The sequence below is a fragment of the Streptomyces sp. TOM-9 genome (assembly GCF_056858595.1).
In genome coordinates, this window is the sequence record NZ_JBXEQB010000001.1 from 421804 (window position 1) to 440021 (window position 18218).

The window sequence follows — 18218 nt, forward strand, 5'->3', positions numbered from 1 at the left end:
GGTCAGCCCGGCTGGCTGCTGTCCTTCAGCGTGCCCCAGCCGTGCCAGCGCTCGATGTCGATCAGCCCGCTCACGCGGTCGCGGTCCCGCTGCGGGTAGGCGCGGCCCAGGTACTGCTGGGCCAGCCGGTCGATGTCGGCGAGGCCGCTGTCCTCGCGCAGTTCGGCGACGCGCCCGACCACGGTGACGTGGGTGTACCAGTTCCCCTCGTCCAGGACCGTGAGGGTGACCCGGGGGTCGTTGCGCATGTGCTCCAGACGCTTGCGGCCACCGTCCATGTTGACCAGGACCCGGCCGTCGTCCCAGAGGTACCAGGTGGCCGTGGACACCGGCTGGCCGTCGGCCATCAGCGTCGTGATCACGGCCGGGTTGGGCTTCTTCAGCATCTCGATCGCGGCCGGGGGAAGCGGGGGCTTGGACACGGGAACTCCTTCTCGGTGATCTTCGGCGCTGCGCCCTCACCGTGCCACATCCCGCCCGGCCGGACGGCGGCCCGGACCCGGCGCGCCCCGCGGTGTCCGTCGAAGGGGCGCGCCCCGGGCCGGCGCGTCAGCAGAACCAGCCGTCCTGGACCCAGCCGTGGCGGTTGATGTCGCCGTAGGCGAACCCGTAGGCCCAGGCGCCCTGCTTGCTCTCGACGGTGAAGGTCTGGCCCTTGTAGAGGGTGCCCATCCAGGCGCCCAGCGGGGCGGTGCGGACGTACAGGTCCTGGGCGCAGACGGTCTCGCGCCGGCCGATCGTCCCGTCGGCGGCCCGGGCGGGCGCGGCGGTGGTCAGCACGGCGGCGGTCAGGGCCGCGACGGCGGTGGCGGCGCGGAGCATCCGGGGTGCGGGCATGCGGGTGGTCCTTCCTGTCGTGGGGGGGGTGGGGGTGGCGGTGCGGGAGCGGGTCACCAGGAGCCGTAGCCGCCGAGGCACTCGACGCGGACGTAGCCCCAGTCGCCCTTGCCGAAGTCGAAGGTGGCGGCCCAGCCGTTGTAGACGGGGTGGGCGCCGCGGGTGTGGCCGACCTTGTTGCCGTAGCCCAGGACGCGGATCAGCCCGTGGGGCCCGGAGGCGCTGTCGTAGTTGGCGTAGAAGCTGGCGCTCTGGCACACGATGATCGCGTGCTCGGGCGGCACCGCGGCGCGCGCGGGCTGCGTCATCAGTGCGCACGCCGCCGCTGCGGCGGTGGCGGCCAGCGTCTTGGTCACGCTCCTCATGGATCGTCCTCTCGTGGGGGGTGTCGCGGATCAGGATGGCGGCCCGTTGTCTATGCGGGTAGAGGGGGTAGGGGAAATTTACGTGCCCATGACATTTCGACTCGACGTCGAGCCCGAACAGGCCCCCACCGCGGCCCGGTTGCACCTCGATAGCATGCGCGCATGCCTGAGGACGGCCTGATCGAAGTGACGCTGGTCGACGCGGCGGACGGACTGCCGTTCGGCCGCTCGGAACTACCCGCAGGACAGCTCCCGGAGTCCTTCGCGCCGGAGACCCGGCTCGACCTCGGCGGGGCGGTGTGGCAGGTCGTACGGGCGCAGCCCGCCGACCGCACGGCCTACCTCGCGGCCGGGCGGCTCGTCCTGACGCTCCGGCGCCTGCGGACGGTGGACCCGCGGCAGGTCGCCTACACCCTGCCGACGCTCTGCGCGGAACTTCCGCCGCTGGCCCCGCCCGACCTCGCCGCGGACGACCGGGAGATCCACGAGGACGAATGGCGCCAGGCCGAACTGGTGGAACGCCGCTGCGCGACCCAGGTCGAGGCGGAACTGGCGGACATCACGCGGATCTTCCGGGAGCACGCACGAACAGTCGGGGAGGGCGACGAGGCCGTCCAGGTGTTCGACGAGCTGCACCTGCGGGAGACACCGGCCGAGCCGCTGACGGGCGCGCTCACCCGGCAGCGGCTGTTCGACGTGCTCCCGGCATCACACATGTACGCGGGGGTGGCACTGCGGGACGGACAGGGGCGGGTCGCCGACTCGTTCGCAGCCCGCGTCGGGCCGGTCACGGTGTACGGCCGCTGCGCCGGCGACCGGGTCGTCGCCCTGGGCCTGACCCCGGCGGCGCGGGCAACAGTGGCGGCGGTGCCGGGACTGGCCCAGCTCATGCGGGAGTTCGGCCTGGTGCTCGTCGACTGGTGCGCGCTGCGCCGCGAGGAGCTGCCGTAGCCGGTGGCCTGCCGCTTCGCTGCGGGGACCTCACGTCCACACGCCGGGGCCGGCCCCGCGCCATTCGACGAGGTCCGGGTCGGCCAGGTCGATGGCGTCGGGATCGAGGCCGGCGCGCCGCAGGAACTCCTGGAAGTCGCGGAGGTGGTACGCGATCCCCAGGATCTCGCCGTCCACGCGGACGCGCCGGCCGCCGCCCGTCGATGGCGGCATCACGATGACGCGACGCTGCATGCGCTCAGGATGACCCGTCCGGCCCTGCCCCGCATCCCGGCCGCCGGGCGGCGCCCCGGGAACGGCACCCGGATGGTCCGGCCGCCGCTGCCGGGCACGGACGGGCGTGACAGGCTGGCCGGAACCCGTCAGCGCACCGAGGGAGCCTGCGGCATGACCGAACGGACGATGCGGGCCGTCGCCTCCTACCGGGGCCTGCCCGTGGAGGACCCCGAGAGCCTCGTGGACGTCGAGGTGCCGGTGCCGGATCCCGAGCCCCGTGACGTACTGGTGCGGGTGCAGGCGGTGTCGGTCAATCCCGTCGACATCAAGGTCCGCCCCGGGCTGCCGGCCTCCGACCGGCCCCGCATCCTCGGCTTCGACGGCGCAGGCGTGGTCGAGGCGGTGGGTGAGGGGGTGACCACCCTTCAGGTGGGGGACGAGGTCTGGTACGCCGGGGACCTCACCCGCGCCGGCAGCAACGCCGAGTTCCAGGTCGTCGACGAGCGCCTCGTGGCCCGCAAGCCGCGCAGCCTCGGCTTCGCGGAGGCCGCCGCCCTGCCCCTGACCGGCATCACCGCCTGGGAGACCCTCTTCGACCGGTTCACCCTCGACGCCAGGTCCACCGGCACCCTGCTGGCGCTGGGCGGCGCCGGCGGTGTGGGCTCCATCCTCATCCAGCTGGCGAAACAGCTGACCGGCCTGCGGGTGCTGGCCTCGGCCGGCCGCCCCGAGACGGCGCAGTGGGTCACCGGGCTCGGGGCCGACGCCGTGGTCGACCACCACGACCTCGCCGCGACCGCCGCCGCGGCGGCCCCGGAGGGCGTCGACTACCTGCTCTCCCCGCACTCCGCCGGCAACATCGAAACGTACGCCCGGATCATGCGTCCGGGCGGGCACATCACGGCGATCGACGAGCCCGAGGGGCTGGACCTGCTGCCGCTGAAGGCCAAGAGCATCGCGTGGCACTGGGAGTTGATGTTCACCCGGCCGATGTTCCGGACCCCCGACATGATCGAGCACAAGAACCTGCTGCAGAAGATCGCGACCCTGGTGGACGACGGCCGCATCCGCAGCACCGTCACCACCACCATCGAGGACTTCTCGGCCGCCGGGCTGCGCCGCGCCCACGAGATGGTGGAATCCGGCCGGACCATCGGCAAGGTCGTCGTCACCCGCTGACGCCTCCCCGGCGGCGGACGCGGCACTTCTGCGGCGCCGCCACGGCAGCTCTCGCAGCCTTGGGCTCTGACCGTGATCAATCTCCAGGTCCGCTGCGAGAGCGGCACGATCGGGGCTCGCGCCAGGCGTGGGGTCGTCCGGGGGCCTGAGCCGGCCGGTCTCGACCAGGGTCCTCGACGGACAGCACCTGCACCTGGGGTTCCTCGGAGACCGAGACGACAAGTCCCCGGCCGACGACAGCCTGATCCGGGGGCGCCCGCAGCGGGGTCAATACGCCTAGAGCGCCTCGCCGCCCCCGTGGCGGCGGATGGTGACGTACTCGCTCGCGTCGCGGCCGGCCAGGCGGCGCTGGAGGGATCCGGCGATGCGGCCGGCCTGCCGCTTGGCGAGTTCCGCCTTCTCACCGTGGAAGAGCCCGTCCACCGTCAGGGTCCACAGCGCCAGCCAGCGGGCGAAGTGCGCGGGGCCCAGCGGGGCCATGCGGTGCAGGGCCAGATGCGGGGCCAGCGCGTTGCGCCGGTACCGGCCGGCCGCGAACAGCACCGACTCCCAGAAGTCACACATGACCGGCAGATGCGCGTCCAGGTCCATCCGGGCCACCTCGGTGAAGACCGGCCCGATCAGGGGATCGGCGAAGGCCCGGCGGTAGAAGGCGGTCACCAGCCCCTCGACGTCCGCACGGTCCGCGAGGTCACGACCCGTCCCGCCCTCCACGGCGACGGGCCCGGGCGCGCTCACAGCCGCCCCAGGACGAGCGCCGCGCCGCATCCTGCCAGGCACAGTGCCTTGACCACCTCGAGCGCGACGTACCGCAGGTGCGCGCGGCTGCGCGGGCCGGTCTCCCCGGCGAGGACGGCGGCCGTGCGGCGGTTCAACGCGGGCCGGACCACGAGCAGTTGTGCCAGGAGTACGGCGACGGCCCCCGCGCCCAGGCCCAGCGCCACGGGCCCCGGCACCTCCCACGCCACCGCCAAGGCGGCGATCGCCGCGAGCACGGCCTCGACGCGGTTCAGCGCGCGGAAGACGATCCGTCCGATGCCCAGGCCCAGCGGCACGGTGATCCCCTCGGCGCGGAACTTGAGGGGCGCTTCCAGGAACGAGATCCCGAGCACCATCCCCAGCCACACGAAGACCGCAGCCACCTGCGCCAGGACGGCGCCGGCGTTCACCGGGCCCTCCGCTCGGGGTGGCGCCGGGCGGTGCGCACGGGATGCCGTCGGATGCGGTGAAGGTCCATGCCGTCACCCTAGCGTAAATTTGCATTTGGGCTGCATATTTGAGTCGGCCGTCACAATCCCCCCAACCCACTTGGGGAACAGGCGGATCGACACCGAGAATGGCTCGATGACCTCGCCCGATCTACTGCCCGGCCACCGGCTCGAGCGCACCGCCGTCGTCGCCAACAGCACCATGAACCGCGAGCGGGGTCTGACCGGCGCCAACAGCTACGCCCGCGAACTCGGCTTCGACCCGGTCGGCCATCTGCTGGCACGCACCCCCGGGCCGCGCTGGCTCGACCTGTGCAGCGGGGAAGGGCTGGCCCTGCGGGAGGCCGCGGGCCGGCTGCCGGCGACGGCACGGCTGACCGGCGTCGACCTGGTGGGGCCCCTGGCACCGGTGCCCCTGCCGCCCACCGTGGAGCTGGTCACGGCATCGGTGACGGACTGGGAGCCCACCGCCCCGTACGACCTGATCACCTGCGTGCACGGCCTCCACTACGTCGGCGACCGGCTCGCAACGCTCACCCGCGCCGCAGGGTGGCTCCGGCCCGGCGGTCTGCTGACCGCCCACCTCGACCCCGCCTCGATCCGCTGGGCGGACGGCGGCCCTGCCGGGCGGTTCGCCCTGGCCGCCCTGCGGGCCGAGGGGTTCGCCTACAGCGCGCGCCACCACCGCCTCACGCTCACCGGGCCGCGCACCGTCCGCCTCCCCCTGCGCTACGTCGGCGCCGACCCCGATGCGGGACCCAACTACACCGGCCAGCCCGCCGTCGCCGCCCACTACCGGCGCGCCGACTGAGCCACGGACCGCGGGCATCCCGACCGGCGACGCTCCTGTCAAGTCCCGAAATCCAGCGACGTGACGCGTGAGCGGCCGTAGGGCCTACTGGAGACATCGCCACTTCTCCGGCTCGCGCAAGAGCACGACGTCGTCAGCGACGGCGTCGGCCCGGCAGTGCCGGCCGGAGGCACGGGCCGCAACGGCCCGCCGCGGACGGGGGCGGAGGTCCTCACGCCCTCCTCGGACCTCCGCCCTTCCGCGACACCCCCTCCCCGCACACCTCCCGGAAAGAAGCACCTGCCATGTCCAGGCACACACTGCAGCGGCCCGTCGCCCTGGTGATGGCCGCCTTGGCGGTCGCCGCCGCCACCACGGGTGCCGCGCACCTGACCCACACCTCCGCCGACCGCCCGGCACCGTGCTCACGGGAGGGGATTCCCGGGGGCGACAAGGGCGATGCGGGTCCGGGCGGCCTGCCCGGCCTGCCCGTAGCGGCGGCCGCGTCCGGATGCGCCGTGCCCGGCGCCCTGCCGGACAAGCCCGAGGACCGGCTCTCCGCCGTCGACAAGACCCGGATCGTGGTGCTCATGGCCACCGGCGAGGCCCGGGGTTCCGAGGTGGCGGCACAGTACAGGGTCTCCGAGGACCGGGTCGCGACCTGGAAGTCGCAGCTGCTCATGGGCGACTGGCTGGGACTCCTCCTTCCCGACACCCGCACCACCCCCTGACCGCCCGCCCCGCACGGCGGGGACCCGGTGGGGCCTTCCTTCCGGCCGCGTCCACCGCCGTTCCCCGCTCGCCGGCCCACAACGTGACCCGACGGCGCCCATGCCACGCCCCCTCCCCCCACACGGCGCGCTTCACCCGGCAGGTGAACCGCGCCCTCCGGCATGCCGCCGCCGGATCATCGACCGACCGCACGTCATCCACGGCGCGGAAATATCCGGTTGGCCAACGGAGCGGCATGCGCCACCATCGCCCCATGGGAGCACTGGACGCGGTTGCGGGCAGGTTGGCCGGCGGGGCGAGCGTCGAGTTCCGGCCCAGCGGCTCTTCGATGGTCCCCTTGATACGCAGCCGCGCTCTGGTGACCGTCGCCCCGGTCGACCCGTCGAAGCTCGAGGTCGGCGACATCGTGCTCGCCCGTGTCGCGGGCACGGTGTACCTGCACCTGGTGTCCGCGGTGGAGCCGGCCAGGAAGCGGGTGCAGATCAGCAACAACCGGGGCCATGTCAACGGCTGGACCGGATACGGCCGGGTCCACGGGATCTGTACGGCGGTCGACGGCGTCCCCCGGCCTCGCACAGCGGGCAAGGTCCTCGCCTCGTGACACGTCTGTGACAGTCGGCGGACGGGGTCATGACCTCGCAGCGCGAAAGTGGTCCATAGGGGGCAAAACGCCCTAATCGGACATCCATCTCCTGCTACCGAGGGCGTGAGCAGGGACCGCAGCCGCCGAACCGTCGAAGGACACCGCCATGAGCTCCGCACCCGCCACGCCCCAGGCCGACCCCAGCCCCGACGCCGACACCGGCGGCGACGTCCCCGAACTCGCCCCCCGCGAACGCGAGACCCTCCGCCACATCGCCGCGGGCCGCACCTACCTCCAGACGGCCCGCCACATGGGACTGTCCAAGCACACCGTCGACGCCTACCTCCGCCGCATCCGCGCCAAGCTCGGCATCTACAGCACCGCCGAACTCACCCGCACCGCCATCGCCCTCGGACTGTGACCTCGTCCGCACGGAAGGTGACCGCACCCGGCGCGGCAGGCGCGGTACCGCCGCCGATGCACCGACCCCGCGACCGCGCCGGCACCACGGATCACGACGTCGCACCCACCTCCTCGCGCGCGCGACGCCGCGCACGCGCCAGGTTGACGCCGCTGGCGATGATCCCGATGTGGCTGAACGCCTGCGGGTGGTTGCCCGCGAACTCCCCCGTCGTGGGGTCGATCTGCTCCGACATCAGCCCGAGCGGGCTCGCCCGGCCGCACAACGAGGCGTACAGCTCCTCGGCCTCCTCGACCCTGCCCTGGCCGGTGAGGTTGTCGACGAGCCAGAAGCTGCACAGGACGAAGGCCCCCTCGTCACCGGGGAGGCCGTCCGGCGACTCGTCGTGGAGGTAGCGGTGGAGCAGTCCGCCGCCGGCCGAGAGGCGGTCGGCGATCGCCGTGGCGGTGGCGACCATCCGAGGATGGCTCACGGGGACGACCTGCCGCAGCGGGAGCGCGAGCAGGCTGGCGTCGAGTCCACCGCCGCCGTCCAGGTACCGGCCGAGGGTGCGCGCGTCCTCGTCCCATGACCGCTCGAGGATCAGCCGGCTCAGTGCGTCCGCGGAGGCCCGCCACGCCGCGGTCCGCCCGGGCAGGCCGAGCCGCTCGCCGATCGAAGCCGCCCGGTCGAGGGCCACCTGGCACATCCCGGCGGAGTAGGTGAACACCCGGCCTTCGCTGCGCACCTCCCAGATGCCCTGGTCGGGTTCCCGCCAGGCCCGGTCGGCGGTCTCCGCGAGCCGGCACAGGCCGCTCCACAGGGCGGGCCCGAGGGCGCCGCCGGCGAGCAGCCACTGGTCCGCGCAGTCCAGCACCTCGCCGTAGACGTCGTGCTGACGCTGGTCGGCGGCTCCGTTGCCCCACCGTACGGGGGCCGAGCGCCGGTAGCCCTCCAGCCCGGGGTCCTCGACCTCGCCGGGCACCGGGCAGCCGTCGACGTCGTACATGATGCGGGGCCGCCGGCTGTGCTCGAACGCGTCCAGGACCCAGCCGAGGAAGGCGTCCGCCTCGCCGCGGAAGCCGATGCGGCGCATGGCGAACACGGTGAAGGCGGCGTCGCGGATCCAGGTGTAGCGGTAGTCCCAGTTGCGGATCCCGCCGGCGGGCGCGGGCAGGGAGGACGTGGGCGCCGCGACGAGGGAGCCGTTCGCCCAGTCGTCACACAGCTTCAGGGTGATCGCGGACCGGCGGACCAGGGGTTCCTCAGGGCCGTCGTAGCCGAAGTCGGTCATCCAGCGCCGCCAGGCGTCGGCGGTGCCGGCCACCATCGCCTCGGCGTCGAACCGGTGGCGCCGGTGGAAGCGGCCCCAGGACAGCACAAGGTCGAGGCGCTCGCCCTGCCGCAGGCCATGGGCGCTGTGCAGGGATTCCAGCGGACGGCTGGAGCGCAGGTGCAGCCGCAGGTCCGGCCGGCGCGGCACGCGGACCTCCAGTCCGCTGAACAGCGCCTGGGCCTGCGCACCGCCGCGCGGCTCGACGTCGACGCGCAGGCGTACGCGGCCGTCGAGGACGACGGCCGAGCGGACGAGTTCGCCGCGGTCGGCGGGGGCGTCGTCGGTGAGGTCGGCGCCGGAGCGCAGCACCAGCGCGTCGGTGACGCGCACCGTGCCGGTGGGGCAGCGCAGTTCGGTGACGAGGACGCCGGTGTCGGGCTCGTAGCGCTGGCGGGCTTCCCGCAGTTCCTCCGGCGCCACGGTGAAGTGCCCGCCGCGAGCGGGGTCGAGCAGGCCGCAGAACAGGGGTGCGGCGTCGAACCGGGGCAGGCACAGCCACAGGAGGGAGCCGTCGAGGCCGACGAGGGCCGCCGTCCTGCCGTCATCGATGAGGCCGAAGTCCTCCAGCGGCAGGTAGCCGTCGTGCCTGCGCACCTGCCGGAACGGCGGATCCGGTTCGAGCATGCCGCCTCGCTTCCACGCGACCCCGACGCGGGTTGCCGCGGGCCGCCAAGTAGGCCTGGCGGCAGGAGGATCCGCCGGGGTCAGGAGTCGTCGGCGTGGAGGTTCTTGACCTTGATCCAGTCACGGCTGCGGCGACCCGGCAGGTACGTACTGGTCAACCGCTTCGCCACCACACCGTCGTACCCCTCCTGACGGATGTAGTGCAACGCCTCACTCGCCATCGCCGGCCAGTACGGCGGCACCACCACATGCGGCCCCGACACCCCCAGATCATCCAGCAACGCCCGCCGCGCCGTGTACGGCGAATGCAACACCGGCTCCCCCAAGTGCAGGATGTCGTACACCACCAACTGCGCCGGCATCGCCTCGGCCGCCTCCGCCACCGCCGCCGGATGCCGCAGACTCATCCGCCGCTGCAACCGCTCCACCGACACCCCACCATGCTTCCCCAACGCCACGATCTCCCCGTCCAGCACCCCCACCAGACCCGGCGGCAACGACCCCGGCAACCCCCGCAACTCCGGATACCCCGCCGTCACGTCCTGCCCGATCCCCGACACCAACCGCACCTCACCGTCCCCCGGCAGGTACACCAGCACCCGGGCACCGTTGAACAACGGCTCGAAACCGTACTCCGCCTCCGCCCCCGGCCCCGGCAACGGCCCCGCCACCGCCAGCATCGGCGACCACCCGGGCAACTCCGCCCGAGGCACAGAATCCGCAGGAACGCGCGTACTCATATACACCAGCATCCCCCCACACCCCCCGACCGGCGAATTCAGACACCACGGACCCCCGCACACCCCGGACCCGTCGCGCGTCGCCGTCCGCGGCACACTGGAGGCAGGGACGCAGACGGCGGGGCCGGTCCGGCCGGCGACCGCGTGACGGCCGGGCCCGCAGGTGCCTGTGCCCGGACCTCCGCCCGGATGTCGTGGCAGGCCGGGGACATCGGGAGGGCCCCCGCCGAACTCGCGGCGCGGGGCGAGGCGTTCGAGCCGCGCGCGGCGTACGGCAACGGCCGGCCGGTCCGCTGAGCCACCGTCCGTGGGAGCCACCGTCCGTGGGAGCCGCCATGAGTTCGACCGCGATCGCAGACTACGCACTGATCTCCGACCGGCACTCCGCCGCGCTGGTGAGCCGGGACGGCTCCGTCGACTGGTTGTGCTTCCCCCGGTTCGACAGCCCCTCGGTCTTCGCGCGGCTGCTGGACGGCGCGGCCGGTCACTGGTCGGTCCGGCCGTCGGTCCCGTACGAGGCGACGCGGACCTACGTGGACCGGTCCATGGTGCTGGAGACCACCTTCCGCACCGACTCGGGAACGGTCACGCTCACGGACGCCCTGCTGACCGGCCCCGACGGCGACGAGCACAGCCTCGGGGCCGGCGCACCGCACCTGCTGGCCCGCAGGCTGGCCTGCGCCGAGGGCGAGGTGCCGGTGGAGACGGAGTACCGCCCGCGACCGGAGTACGGGCTCGTCGCGCCGATCCTGTCGGGGACCGCGGGCGGGGTCACGTCCCGGGGAGGGGCCGAGTGGCTGGTGCTGACCACCCCGTACCGCATGGACTTCGCGGACGCCACGGCCCACGGGGCCTTCACCCTGCGGGCCGGCGAGTCCGTCTGCTTCGGCCTGCACCGTTCGACGCTCGAGGAGCCCCCGGCTCACGTCTGGACGCAGGAGGACCTGTCCGGCCGCCTGGACTCCACGATCGCCGCGTGGCAGTCGTGGTCGGACATGCACCAGGCCTACGACGGGCCCTGGCGCGACCTGGTGCACCACAGCGGCCGGGTGCTGCAGGCGCTGTCGTTCCAGCCCAGCGGCGCCATCGTCGCCGCCGCGACCACCTCGCTGCCGGAGGGCGTGGGCGGCGAGCGCAACTGGGACTACCGCTACACCTGGGTCAGGGACGCCTGCCTGACCATGGAGGCCCTGTGGGTGGCGGCCTGCCCCGACGAGGCGCACGACTTCTTCGCCTTCCTGGCGACCGCCGCGCCGTCGCTGAGCGAGGACCGGACGCTGCAGATCATGTTCGGGGTGGGCGGCGAGCACGACCTGAGCGAGCGCACCCTCCCCCACCTGCGCGGATGGCGGAACAGCCGGCCGGTGCGGGTGGGCAACGGCGCGTGGTGCCAGCAGCAGATCGACGTCTACGGGGAGCTCCTCGAGGCCGCCTACCGCCTCGCGGACCAGTTGCACCGGATCGACGACGACACCCGGCGTTTCCTCGTCGCGTGCGCGGACGCCGCGGCGGAGCGGTGGACCGACAAGGACCAGGGCATCTGGGAGGTCCGTGGCGAGCCCCGCCACTTCCTGCACTCCAAGGTCATGTGCTGGGCGGCGCTGGACCGGGCCGTGCGGCTCGCCGAGCACCTGGGCGCGCGCCGGGACAAGGTGGCGGCCTGGCGGAGGACCCGGGACGAGATCCACCGGACCGTGCTGCGGGAGGGCTGGAACGAGGAGGCGGGCGCCTTCACGCAGTACTTCGGCTCGACCGCCCTCGACGCGTCGAACCTGATGATGCCGATCGTCGGTTTCCTGCCCGCCGACGACCCGCGGATCCGCGCCACCATCGACGCGACGGAGCGGAGGCTCACCGACGCCGCGGGGCTGGTCTACCGGTACCGCACCGCGGAGGGGGTGGACGGCCTCGCCGGCGAGGAGGGCACCTTCCTGCTGTGCACCTTCTGGCTGGCCCAGGCGCTGGCCCTGTCGGGCCAGGCCGAGCGGGCCAGCGACGTCTTCGCGCGGGCGGCGGCGTACGTCAACGACGTGGGCCTCCTGGCGGAGGAGATCGACCCGGCCACCGGTGAACTGCTCGGCAACTTCCCGCAGGCGTTCAGTCACATCGGCCTGGTCAACGCCGCCTGGGCGATCAGTGAGGCCCGGCAGCCCATCGCCGCATGACGATCCGTCAGGAGGCTTCTTCCGTGGCGTAATCGCCCGGGGATGCGGGCATGACACACAAAGCGGGCCCGGGGCCGTTCATCGGGGGCCACTCCGGGGCCCCGGGCCGCTGACCACATCAGACACCCGTCGAGGGGTTCCTGCGAGCCGGACTGACCCACCCGGGCTCAACCGGGCACGGCCACAAGCGGCGTGACGGGGTGTCCCGGGTCACTCGGCGCGGCGAGGTTCTTTGACACGATCGGCGCCGGCCGGGAAGGGGGGCCAGGCCGGCGCCGGATCGAAGCGGGGCCGTTCTCCTGCCCGGCAGCACCCCGTGGGGGCGGACCGCTCCGCGTCCCCGTGGAGTCCTGCGACAGGTCTCCCGCGCCTGGTCCAACCGTGAACCGGAAGCGGTCATTCCCCGTCGTCATTCCCCGTCGCGTCCGGTGCCCGGGTGAGGCGTCTCCCAGTCGGTGGCGAGCAGGCCGAACAGCAGGTCGTCGGTCCACTCCCCCTTGATCCAGGTGTGGGCCTCGCGACGGCCCTCCAGCCGGAACCCGACACGCTCCAGCAGACGCGCCGAGGCGGTGTTCCGCGCGTCGCACTCGGCGGAGACGCGGTGCAGGCTACTCACGGTGAAGAGCCGGTCCAGCAGCGCGGTGACGGCCTCGGTGGCGTAGCCGTGGCCCTGGTGCGCGCGGGCCAGGGTGAAACCGAGGTCGGCCTGCATCCGGTTGTCGTGCAGGCACACGCCGATGTCGCCGATCAGCTCGCCGGTGGCGGCGAGCTCCACCGCGTACTGGAACCAGCCGGGCTCCTCCGGATCCCCCGCGGCGAACCGCGCGACGAGGTCCGCGGCCGCCTGAGGGGACACCGGCTCGCTCCAGCCCTGGTAGCGGGCGACGGCGGGGTCGGACCGGTAGACGGCCAGGGCCGGCGCGTCGGCGGGGCGGAATCGGCGTACGCGCAGCCGGGAGGTCTCCGGGAACATGCCCGCGATGCTCTCATGCCGGGGCACGCCTTCCGAGGTCCCTCCCGACGTCCCTCCAGGCGCCCGCCCCGCCCGTTGCGTTGGTGCTCACCCGTCACAGGCACGATGCTGGTCAGTGGATGCCCTGGCCGAGCCCGGTTCCCCCGCCGCCGCGGGGGAAAGAAACCTAGCGAGGGCGAGATGACAGCCATGGAGCCACTTCCCACCGCCGCCGGTGGACAGCCGGAATCCCTGGGGACCGACGGCGCCACCGCCTACACCGCCTCCGCCACGCTCGACGACCACGGGATCGTCACCGGCTGGAGCGCCCAGGCCCACCACCTGCTCGGCCACGCGCCCGCCGAGATCATCGGTCATCCCGCCACGCTGTTGCTCGCCGGACCCCCGCCGCACGCGCCGCCCCCCTCCACGCCACGCTGGGCCGGGACCCTCGCGCTCCGCCACCGGGACGGACACACCCTGCGCCTGCGCCTGCTCGCCCACCACCGCGAGACGGCCCGCCGGCCGCCGGGCGACACCGGGCCCGGGAACAACGGCGACGGGCACGACAAGAGCGGCTGGCTCGTCGTCGCGGCGGTCCCCGGGTCCACCGGCGACCCGCCGGCGCACGACGCGGTGTGCGGCTGGGCGTTCACCCAGTCCCCCTGCCCGCAGGCCGTCTTCGACACCGGGCTGCGGCTGACGCGGGCCAACGCCGCCTTCGAGGACACCCTGGGACTGCGCGAGGCCGAGATGCGCGGCCTGCGGCCGGCCGACCTCGCCCCCGGTGACACGGCCCGGCAGACGGAAGCCCACATGCGGAGCGTCCTGACGAGCGGGCGCCCGCAGCACGCCCCCGCCCCCTTCACCGCGGACGGCTCCATCGCCACCGGAGACGACGGCCGCCCGGGCACCGCGCCGGGGGACGGCGCCGGCGGGGAGCACGCCCTGCAGGCGACCCTCACCCCGCTCACCGACCCCGCGGGGACGGTGAGCGGGGTGGTGCTCACCACGCACCCAGCCGCGGAGGACCCTGAGGTGCGGCGCCGTTCGCAGCTCCTGCACGACGCCGCGACCCGCATCGGCACGACCCTGGACACCACCCGCACCGCTCAGGAGCTCACCGACCTCGCGGTGCCCGAGCTCGCCGACTACGCCGCCGTCGACCTGATCGAGCCCTCCAGCGGCGCCCGGGCCGCGGGGTCGGACGGTCCGGTGACCGTGACCCGCACTGCCGCCAGGTCCATCCTGCCCGGCACCCCCGAGGCCCTCATCGCCCTCGGCGACACCGCGACCTACCCCCCGGGGTCCCCTCCCGCGCAGACGCTGGCCACCGGCAAGGCCGCGCTGTACGACATCACCGAGGCCACCCTCGCCCGCTGGGCGGCCCAGGACCCCCGGGCCGCGTGGATCCGCGAGGCGGGCACCCACTCGGTCATCGCGATCCCCCTCACGGCCGGCGGCGGCACCCTCGGGCTGGCCGTCTTCAGCCGCCACCGCAACCCGGTCCCCTTCACCGCCGACGACCTCGCCCTCACCGAGAAGCTCGCCCACCGGGCCGCCACCGCGATCCACAACGCCCGCCGCTACGCCCGCGAGCGCACGACGACGATGACGCTGCAGCGCAGCCTGCTGCCGCACACCCTGCCCGAGCAGGACGCCCTGGACATCGCCACGCGCTACCTGCCCGCGACGACGCACGCCGGGGTGGGCGGCGACTGGTTCGACGTGATCCCCCTGTCCGGCGCCCGTGTCGCCCTCGTGGTCGGCGACGTCGTCGGGCACGGCATCCGCGCGTCGGCCACGATGGGGCGGCTGCGCACTGCGGTGCGCACCCTTGCCGACGTGGACCTGCCACCGGACGAGCTCCTCACCCACCTCGACGACCTGGTGATCCACCTCTGCTCCGACGACGCCGGGGAGGACCAGGACGCGGAGACCGCGGGCGGGATCGGCACCACGTGCCTGTACGCGGTGTACGACCCGATCTCGCGCCAGTGCAGCCTCGCCCGTGCGGGGCACCCTCCGCCCGCCGTGGTGACCCCCGACCACGCCGTCCACTTCCTGGACGTCCCCGCCGGCCCCCCGCTGGGCCTGGGCGGGCTCCCGTTCGAGACGATGACCACGAACCTCCCCGAGGGCACGGTCCTCGCCCTCTACACCAACGGGCTGCTGGACCCGCACCACAACGACATCGACCAGTCCCTGGACAAGATGTTCACGGCCCTCGCGCACCCGACCTCGTCGCTGGACACGGTCTGCGACCGGGTCCTGACCACCCTCATCACGCACCGCCCGACCGACGACATCGCCCTCCTGGTCGCCCGGACCCGCACCCTGCCCTCCGACCACATCGCCACCTGGCAGCTGCCCAACGACCCCGCCACCGTCGCGCACGCCCGCCACCACACCACGTCGCAGCTGACGACGTGGGGCCTGGAGGAGACCTCGTTCACCACCGAACTGCTCGTCAGCGAGCTGGTCACCAACGCCATCCGCTACGGCAAGCCGCCCATCCAGCTGCGCCTGATCCACAACAACACGGCGCTCATCACCGAGGTCACGGACACGAGCAACACCACCCCGCACCTGCGCCGTGCCCGTACGTACGACGAGGGCGGGCGGGGTCTGCTCCTCGTGGCGCAGCTCGCCCAGCAGTGGGGCACCCGTCACCATCCGCGCGGCAAGACGATCTGGACCGAACAGGTCCTGGCGCCCGCCTGACGGCCACGGCCGTGCATACCCCCACCCCGTATCCCGGTACCGCCCTCGTGCACCTTGGCACATACCCCTAGGGGGTATAGCGTGGAGCGACGCGCCCACCCGGCACGCCTCCCCCACGCCACGCCACCCACGGAGCAGCCTTGAACACCGGAACGAAGATCACCGCGTTCGCCGTCGCCCTGGCGGCCTCGTTCGGCACCGCCTACGGCGTGGGTGCGGCCTTCGACCCGGTCCGCCCACCGGCGGCCGGCGCGAACGCGCCGGGGCCGGGACACGCGCACGACACCGCCGACGACGAGGGCGCCGCCCAGCCCGCGGGAGGCCTGGCGACCAGCGAGGCGGGCTACACCCTCGACCTGCGCACGCCACACGTCGGTTCCGGTCGCCCGGCCGAACTGCGCTTCCTCATACGCGACGCCGACGGCCACCCGCTCACCTCGTACCGGCGGGCCCACGAGAAGGAGCTGCACCTGATCGTCGTCTCACGCGACCTGACGTCCTACCGCCATCTGCATCCGGTCCGGGCCGCCGACGGCACGTGGAGCACCCCCGTCAGCCTCCCCCGCGCCGGGGACCACCGGATCTTCGCCGACTTCACCCCCGCCGCGAAGGGCAGCCGGAACCTCACGCTCGGCGCGGACCTCTCCGTGGCCGGGGACCACCGGCCCGGCAGCCCCGCGCCGGTCTCCCGGACGGCGACCGTGGACGGCTACACCGTGACGCTCCACGGCGGCCTGCAACCCGGCGCCGCGCGGGAGCTCCGGCTGACGGTGACGAAGGACGGCCGTGAGGTCACCGACCTGCAGCCCTACCTCGGTGCGTACGGCCACCTGGTCGCCCTGCGCGCCGGCGACCTGGCCTACCTGCACGTGCACCCGGGCGGCGCCCCGGGCGACGGCGCAACCGCGCCCGGGCCGGACGTCTCCTTCACCGCCACGGCCCCGAGCGCGGGCACGTACCGGCTCTTCCTCGACTTCAAGCACCAAGGAACCGTCCGCACCGCCGCGTTCACGGTCACGGCCGGCCCGGAGGACGGCCATGCCGGCACGGACGGCGGCGGGACGGGCGGCCACGGCCACGGCCACTGACGCCGGGCGTGGCTCGCGGCAGGCCCCTCAGCCGGAGCGGCGCCGCAGGCGACGGGCGCCGAGGAAGGCGGCCGCGCCGGCGGCCAGCGCGCCCCCGGCGGCGCCGGCCAGAGCGCCGACGTCGGGCCGGTGTTCTCCGGACCCGGTGTCGGCCAGCGCCGGGCGACCGGACTCGGCGGCGGTGGCGGCCTGGAGGATCAGGTCGGCGACGGCGTCGGGCCGTGCGATCAGGGACACGTGGCAGGTGTCGAGCTCCACGGTGTGGGAGTGGGCACGTTCCGCCTGGAAGCGCTCCTGGTCCGGGTTGATCGTCATGTCCTGGCGGCCGACGAGGGCCCAGGACGGGATCGTCTTCCAGGCCGCGACCTTGGCCTTCTCCGAGAACGCGGTGGTGGCCGCGGGCCGCTGGGTGACCGCCAGCAGGTTCGCCTGGCTCTCCGGCAGGCAGGCGGCGAACACCGGGTGCACCTTGTCGCGCTTGAGGTAGAGGTCGGTACCGCTGACTCCCCCGCCCGCCCGGAACGGCACGGACTTGGTGGCGGTGCCCAGCGCGCTGGGGAACCGCTCGGACAGCGACATCCCGCTCTCACCGACGTCGGGCATCAGCGCGGAGACGTACACCAGCGACTTCACCTGGGGGTTCCCCGCCGCGGCGGAGCTGATCACCGCGCCGCCGTAGGAGTGGCCCGCCAGGACGATGGGGCCCTTGATGCTCTCCAGTACGGAGGCGATGTAGGTGGAGTCGCTGTACAGCCCGCGCAGCGGGTTCGCGGGGGCGATGACGGGGTAGCCGCGGCTCTCGAGCCGCTCGATCACCCCGTTCCAGCTGGAGGCGTCCGCGAACGCCCCGTGGATCAGGACCACCGTCGGCTTCGTCCCGGTCGTGTCCCCGTCCGCGGCGGCCGGGGCCGCGGCGGACGCGCAGAAGGCCAGGGCGCAGCCGGCCGCGGCGACGGGGGCGCGGCGTATGCGACGCCGCGAGCGGGAATCCAGAGTTGCCGCCATGCCGTATCTCGCTTTCCTCGGTGCTCAGGGCGGGGGCCCTACGGCACCTGAGTGTTCACGGCTCGGCGGCGACAGGCCCGGCCGCGTATGCCGACCGGGTCACGGCCATGGGCCGTCGGGGTGAAGGCCGCCCCGAGGGGGTGTGCGGCCCGCTGGACGCACCGCGCGGCCCGGCCGCGAGGGCGGTTCCGGGTCGGACGGCGACGGCCTCGTCCATCTCATCTCCCGTCTCACGCCCGGCCACATGAGGGAGCGCGGGGGGCTGCCGCGGCACCGGCCTGGCGACGCTCTTCCTGCTCGGTACGTCGACCGCCGGCCGCCGC

19 protein-coding genes are annotated in these 18218 nt (G+C 73.8%); 9 read left to right on the forward strand and 10 right to left on the reverse strand.

Annotated elements, in window-relative coordinates:
* Nucleotides 1-2: 2 nt before the first annotated feature.
* The 3 genes from AC1VWI_RS01940 to AC1VWI_RS01950 form a co-directional block, all read right to left on the reverse strand.
* Nucleotides 3-422 carry a PPOX class F420-dependent oxidoreductase gene (locus AC1VWI_RS01940; RefSeq protein WP_499509124.1) on the reverse strand — a complete coding sequence of 140 codons (420 nt, stop codon included), beginning with the start codon at nt 420-422 and terminating at the stop codon, nt 3-5.
* A gap of 127 nt (nt 423-549) precedes the next feature.
* The gene (locus tag AC1VWI_RS01945) at nt 550-837 is read right to left on the reverse strand and encodes a hypothetical protein (RefSeq protein WP_499509125.1); all 288 of its coding nucleotides are present in this window, start codon (nt 835-837) and stop codon (nt 550-552) included.
* A gap of 53 nt (nt 838-890) precedes the next feature.
* Entirely contained in the window at nt 891-1202 is a 312-nt protein-coding gene (locus AC1VWI_RS01950; protein ID WP_499509126.1) for a hypothetical protein, read from the reverse strand.
* Nucleotides 1203-1364: 162 nt separating this feature from the next.
* On the opposite strand from AC1VWI_RS01950, the gene AC1VWI_RS01955 reads away from it, so the two are divergent.
* Nucleotides 1365-2153 (forward strand): hypothetical protein, encoded by a 789-nt coding sequence (locus AC1VWI_RS01955; RefSeq protein WP_499509127.1) that lies wholly within the window; start codon nt 1365-1367, stop codon nt 2151-2153.
* Nucleotides 2154-2183: 30 nt separating this feature from the next.
* Here the strand turns inward: AC1VWI_RS01955 and AC1VWI_RS01960 are convergent, their stop codons facing one another.
* Nucleotides 2184-2387 carry a hypothetical protein gene (locus AC1VWI_RS01960; RefSeq protein ID WP_499509128.1) on the reverse strand — a complete coding sequence of 68 codons (204 nt, stop codon included), beginning with the start codon at nt 2385-2387 and terminating at the stop codon, nt 2184-2186.
* Between the two features lie 153 nt (nt 2388-2540).
* Here AC1VWI_RS01960 and AC1VWI_RS01965 point away from each other — a divergent pair, with 153 nt between their 5' ends.
* Complete coding sequence (locus AC1VWI_RS01965) at nt 2541-3548, forward strand: zinc-binding alcohol dehydrogenase family protein (protein WP_499509129.1); 1008 nt, start codon at nt 2541-2543, stop codon at nt 3546-3548.
* 276 nt (nt 3549-3824) lie between these two features.
* Here the strand turns inward: AC1VWI_RS01965 and AC1VWI_RS01970 are convergent, their stop codons facing one another.
* Entirely contained in the window at nt 3825-4286 is a 462-nt protein-coding gene (locus tag AC1VWI_RS01970) for a group III truncated hemoglobin (RefSeq protein WP_499509130.1), read from the reverse strand.
* A complete protein-coding gene (locus AC1VWI_RS01975) occupies nt 4283-4717 on the reverse strand; it encodes a hypothetical protein (RefSeq protein WP_499509131.1) in 435 nt (144 codons plus the stop codon). Before AC1VWI_RS01975 ends, AC1VWI_RS01970 begins: the two co-directional genes overlap by 4 nt.
* 175 nt (nt 4718-4892) lie before the next feature.
* Here AC1VWI_RS01975 and AC1VWI_RS01980 point away from each other — a divergent pair, with 175 nt between their 5' ends.
* From AC1VWI_RS01980 to AC1VWI_RS01995, 4 genes are all read left to right on the forward strand, one after another.
* Nucleotides 4893-5567: a class I SAM-dependent methyltransferase gene (locus AC1VWI_RS01980; protein ID WP_499509132.1), complete on the forward strand. Its 675-nt coding sequence runs from the start codon at nt 4893-4895 to the stop codon at nt 5565-5567.
* Between the two features lie 284 nt (nt 5568-5851).
* Nucleotides 5852-6277: a hypothetical protein gene (locus tag AC1VWI_RS01985; protein ID WP_499509133.1), complete on the forward strand. Its 426-nt coding sequence runs from the start codon at nt 5852-5854 to the stop codon at nt 6275-6277.
* 254 nt (nt 6278-6531) lie between these two features.
* Nucleotides 6532-6879 carry a S24/S26 family peptidase gene (locus AC1VWI_RS01990; protein ID WP_499509134.1) on the forward strand — a complete coding sequence of 116 codons (348 nt, stop codon included), beginning with the start codon at nt 6532-6534 and terminating at the stop codon, nt 6877-6879.
* Nucleotides 6880-7027: 148 nt separating this feature from the next.
* Nucleotides 7028-7282, forward strand: coding sequence for a response regulator transcription factor (locus AC1VWI_RS01995; RefSeq protein WP_499509135.1), 255 nt, complete (start codon nt 7028-7030; stop codon nt 7280-7282).
* A gap of 91 nt (nt 7283-7373) precedes the next feature.
* On the opposite strand, the gene AC1VWI_RS02000 is transcribed toward AC1VWI_RS01995, so the two are convergent.
* Together AC1VWI_RS02000 and AC1VWI_RS02005 are read right to left on the reverse strand one after the other, a co-directional pair.
* Nucleotides 7374-9221: a glycoside hydrolase family 15 protein gene (locus AC1VWI_RS02000; protein ID WP_499509136.1), complete on the reverse strand. Its 1848-nt coding sequence runs from the start codon at nt 9219-9221 to the stop codon at nt 7374-7376.
* An 80-nt stretch (nt 9222-9301) separates the two neighbouring features.
* Entirely contained in the window at nt 9302-9901 is a 600-nt protein-coding gene (locus tag AC1VWI_RS02005) for an ATP-dependent DNA ligase (RefSeq protein ID WP_499509137.1), read from the reverse strand.
* Between the two features lie 395 nt (nt 9902-10296).
* Between AC1VWI_RS02005 and AC1VWI_RS02010 the strand changes: the two genes are divergently transcribed.
* Nucleotides 10297-12126, forward strand: a complete 1830-nt coding sequence (locus AC1VWI_RS02010; protein ID WP_499509138.1) for a glycoside hydrolase family 15 protein — start codon at nt 10297-10299, stop codon at nt 12124-12126.
* A gap of 409 nt (nt 12127-12535) precedes the next feature.
* Here the strand turns inward: AC1VWI_RS02010 and AC1VWI_RS02015 are convergent, their stop codons facing one another.
* Complete coding sequence (locus tag AC1VWI_RS02015; RefSeq protein ID WP_499509139.1) at nt 12536-13099, reverse strand: GNAT family N-acetyltransferase; 564 nt, start codon at nt 13097-13099, stop codon at nt 12536-12538.
* A gap of 189 nt (nt 13100-13288) precedes the next feature.
* Between AC1VWI_RS02015 and AC1VWI_RS02020 the strand changes: the two genes are divergently transcribed.
* Nucleotides 13289-15802, forward strand: coding sequence for a SpoIIE family protein phosphatase (locus AC1VWI_RS02020; protein WP_499509140.1), 2514 nt, complete (start codon nt 13289-13291; stop codon nt 15800-15802).
* Nucleotides 15803-15942: 140 nt separating this feature from the next.
* Nucleotides 15943-16890, forward strand: a complete 948-nt coding sequence (locus AC1VWI_RS02025; protein ID WP_499509141.1) for a DUF8832 domain-containing protein — start codon at nt 15943-15945, stop codon at nt 16888-16890.
* A gap of 27 nt (nt 16891-16917) precedes the next feature.
* Here the strand turns inward: AC1VWI_RS02025 and AC1VWI_RS02030 are convergent, their stop codons facing one another.
* Nucleotides 16918-17895 carry an alpha/beta fold hydrolase gene (locus tag AC1VWI_RS02030; protein WP_499509142.1) on the reverse strand — a complete coding sequence of 326 codons (978 nt, stop codon included), beginning with the start codon at nt 17893-17895 and terminating at the stop codon, nt 16918-16920.
* Nucleotides 17896-18218 lie beyond the last annotated feature (323 nt).